Annotated in this window: 2 protein-coding genes; one reads left to right on the top strand and one right to left on the bottom strand. The window is 60.7% G+C overall.

All coding sequences use genetic code 11. The features are described from left to right. Positions 1–105: 105 nt before the first annotated feature. A complete protein-coding gene (locus IF89_RS45350) occupies positions 106–1,257 on the bottom strand; it encodes a WD40 repeat domain-containing protein (RefSeq protein ID WP_158718088.1) in 1,152 nt (383 codons plus the stop codon). 1,198 nt (positions 1,258–2,455) lie between these two features. Between IF89_RS45350 and IF89_RS46610 the strand changes: the two genes are divergently transcribed. Next, positions 2,456–3,379: a S1C family serine protease gene (locus tag IF89_RS46610; protein WP_158718089.1), complete on the top strand. Its 924-nt coding sequence runs from the start codon at positions 2,456–2,458 to the stop codon at positions 3,377–3,379. Positions 3,380–3,912 lie beyond the last annotated feature (533 nt).

The raw sequence follows: 3,912 nt of genomic DNA on the forward strand, positions 1-3,912 counted from the left end.
GATGTAGAGAGGTCTCGTGGGCTCGGAGATGTGTATAAGAGACAGCCCCTCGAGGGGCGCCCTTCGGGCGCACCCCCTCCAAAAGCCCAGACGGGACGCCTGCGGCTACTGGCGGGTGAAAGCGGTCACCCGGCGCTCGTCAACGCCATAGTTGAAGACGTAGACATGTTTGCCATCAGGAGTAACGGCCATTCCGGCGTCCGACTGGAAGGTGGGGCCTGTCTCCAGCGTCTCCAGGACGCTGTTGTCACCGGTGTTGATCTCCAGGACTTCGCCGCGCACCGTGACCGCAAATAGGGCCTTTCCGTCCGGACTCAACACCATGTTCGAAACGTAGGAAGGTGTGTCAATCGCAGCCGTGACCTTCTCGGATGCGGTATCGATCACCTGGATTCTATCGCTCCCCATCTCAGAGTTTCCGTAGGTATAAAGGTGTCGGCCGTCCGGGGATACCTGAATTCCGCCGCCTCCGTCGAACGTCGGGAGCACGGACGGTATGACGGGTAGTGTGTTGGTCGAGGTATCGACCACGCCCACGCCTCCGTATCCACCGTTTATGTATACGCGGCTCCCGTCGGGAGAAACTGATATTTGCGAGAGATCGCGAACGCCCAGAGGGGCCAGACTTGTGCGGGCAGAGACCTGATTTGTCTTTGTGTCGACTGTGATCACTGCAGAGGGCCCGGACAGAGAGGACGCATTTACGTAGAGCTTGTGGCCGTCTGGTGATATCGCAAGGGTGAGAGGGTAGTTGTCCCGATCTAGCTCGACATTTTCCGTCAGCTGACCCGTGAACGCGTCGACGATGCGGATTCCACCCGGATCGGCGACATAAAGACGCTTTCCGTCCGGAGAAACGGCGATTCTGCCGAGTCCCGTTCCTGGCGCGGCCGATGAGAAGGTTTCAACAAGCTTGCCGCTGGCGGTTTCAATGACGCCGATCCCGTCTGCCACAGCAACATAGGCGCGCTTTCCGTCAGGAGACATAGCGATATCCCCCGCGAATGATCCCATGGATATCGGCGCCGTGCTCCACCGCGCATCTACGTTGTTGGCCGCAGCCTCCGCGCCGGAGGCAGAAGCCGCAGAAGCAGCCGGGGCGGGCGCCGCGTCGGCTGCGAAGGAAGTTCCCGCCAAGGAGGACGGCGCGGCGATTCCGACAGCTAAAATCGCTCCCAGCAGCACGCGGCGCATGCCCCCCTCGTCGCAGCAGGGCGGCTGTTTCTTTCCGAAGCGTGCATGCTTGACCTTTCTCAACGAGAGCAAATTTATAAGAGTGGCGCACCCATCTTGGACGCCAGGCCACCTGCCGCACTTCTTCTGACCAGCCCTATCAACGCATGAAGCGCGCTCCACTGAAGGGGCGCGCCCCCTCAGTCGGCCTGGCGGCTGTCGGCGCCGACCAAGCTCCGAGCGCTACCAACGCGTATCCCCTCTACGGCCCACTATTCCGACATCCTGCAAGCGAGTGTCACGCAGGGTGTTCAAGTGGCCCGTTGGGCGGCCTTGTTCCGACTTCTCTGCCGCTCCGTTATGAGAGAGAGGGTGGGACACATGCCCGAGAAGATTGACGCAGCCTTCGTAGCCAAGTCGTGAGGCTGGTGGCAGAGCACCGTTCTCGTCCGAGCGTTCACTGCACATCACGTCGCCGGCTCGCTCGGTGTCTCCCGGGAGTCCGTGCGCCGCCGGATGATGCAGTGCGAGGTCGACGTCGGCCAGGTCACGGGTGTGACCAGCGATGATCGAGAGGAACTGCGTCGGCTGCGCGCGGAGAACAAAACGACCCCACCCCGCAGGTTACGGACAGGTCAGCGGCGGACGTATGCGTCAGCCGTCCCATCCGCTGAACGGGTGGCGTCGCAGCTCGTTCAGCAGCTCAGTATGTAGAAGCCGCCTGGTACTGGCGGCCTCAGGGATGCATGTGGGTCACAGCAGCCGCCGGGCCGGCGAGTTGCGACTAAAGGCGCATTAATGGCGCCTGTCGAATATGGCGCGCCGTTATGAAAGGTAGAGATCGCCTGTGTCTTCCGATACTCCTAAGCAGCCCCCTCGTTTTAGTGCTGATACGCCAGGAGATGCAATGCAAATTGCCGATCGGCAGCTCCAGCCTTCCGTCCGAGAACCTACCGCAGCGGAAGGAGTGAATCCCGTCCAGGACAATTTGACGTCCAGCCCTGGCAATTCTCAGCCCGAGCTGCCAGTAGCCGAAGTTGAGCAGTGCAAGAGGGTGACTACCGAACCGCCCGCTTACCGCTTCGCGAAGAGTCGACACAAGACTGTCTTCGCTGCCTCTGTAATGGTGGTTTCGGCTCTCGTGGCCGGCGTCGCTGGTGGTGCAGTGGGGGCATGGGCGGGGGCCTCCGATTCGGAACCTGGCAAAATTGTTATCAGCCATAATCCACAAGCCGGAAAGCAGCTACCCATTCCTGCCAATCAGCAGACCGCGGTCTCTCGAGTGGCAGGTGACGCGCTGCAGGGAACAGTTACCATTGATGTAGACAGTCCGGGGGGTGACGGAGTAGGAACCGGATTCCTCTTCGACGCAAACGGCCACATCATGACGAATGCCCACGTTGTAGCTTCTATGGGGAAAGGGGCGACGGTCCGGGTGAAGTTCTCTGATGGGGAGAGTCGCGTTGCATCCGTAATCGGTGTAGCCAAGGGGTACGATGTTGCGGTCCTCAAGCTTGATCGCCCAGAGAGGAAGTTGAAGCCACTACGAATGGGCACTTCCGCAAAGGTCCGTGTCGGGGAGTCGGTAGTCGCGGCCGGTGCGCCATTCAATCTTGAAGGAACCATCACGGCTGGCATTATTAGTGCCGTAAATCGGCCGGTGGCCACCGGCGAGGGTGATTCGGTCGCTTACATGAATGCCATTCAGACGGATGCGTCGATTAACCCGGGAAATTCTGGTGGTCCGCTGCTCGATGCCTCCGGGGCGGTCATCGGCGTAAACTCCGCCATCCGTTCGGCACCTGCCGCGGCAGGCGGTCAACCTGGCAGTATAGGTCTAGGATTTGCCATTCCCATAGATCAGGCTTTGTGGGTTGCTGAAAACCTCATACGCCAGGAAGAGCCGCGTTACGCTCAGATGGGGCTACTCCGCAATGATTCATACAGAGGCGAAGGTGTGCAGATTATGCCCACACCCATCGATCAACAGCCGCCCGTGACTCCGAATGGTCCTGCTGCCAAGGCTGGTCTCAGGCCAGGCGACGTCATCACAAAGCTTGGGGATGAAAGAATTGAGAATGGCCCCGCACTTATGAGCGCATTGTGGTCTCATCGCCCCGGCGAGCGGGTGCAAGTCGAGTATGTAAGGAGTGGAGAGACGCATGCTACAACGGTAACCCTTGGCGAGCGTAAGGGTGATCTTTAGAAATGTCAGGCCAGTATTCTCGCCCTCGAAGGCGGACTCCAGCACCCGCTTCGTCAGCTGCTTGAGCAGACCGCCCTCTCCCGCGGTCGAGCTGTGCGGGGGTGGAACTGAACCGGGACCGGCTGGCGGAGGTTGTGGTCCGGGTGTGAGTGGTTGCGGTGCAGGAAATCCCGTTGAGAACGATCTCAGTACTGCAACGACACTCCGTGCCTCGAAGGGGGTATCTTCGTTATTCACTTCGTGGCGGGCGAGGTAGCTGATGGCTGGTCAGGTCTATTCGGCGACTTCGGCGCGGTTCGCGGGGCGTTTCGGGCGGGTGGAGCCGAGGCGGCGGATGGTGTCCTAGGGAGCGTATTGGGTTGTGGCCAATCTGCGGGTTTCGGCCTCGTGGTCGCGCGGGATCCGGTAGATCGTGTTGTGTGACGCGAGCGCAACTCACGGATGCCGAGTGGGAGTTCATCGGGCCGTACCTGCCGGTCGGCGGGTACGGCCCGTACCCCGAACGGCTGCGCCAGCAGTTCGAGGGCGTGATC

Origin of the sequence: Streptomyces sp. NRRL F-2664 (assembly GCF_000719345.1) — a bacterium.
Classification (GTDB): Bacteria; Actinomycetota; Actinomycetes; order Streptomycetales; family Streptomycetaceae; genus Streptomyces.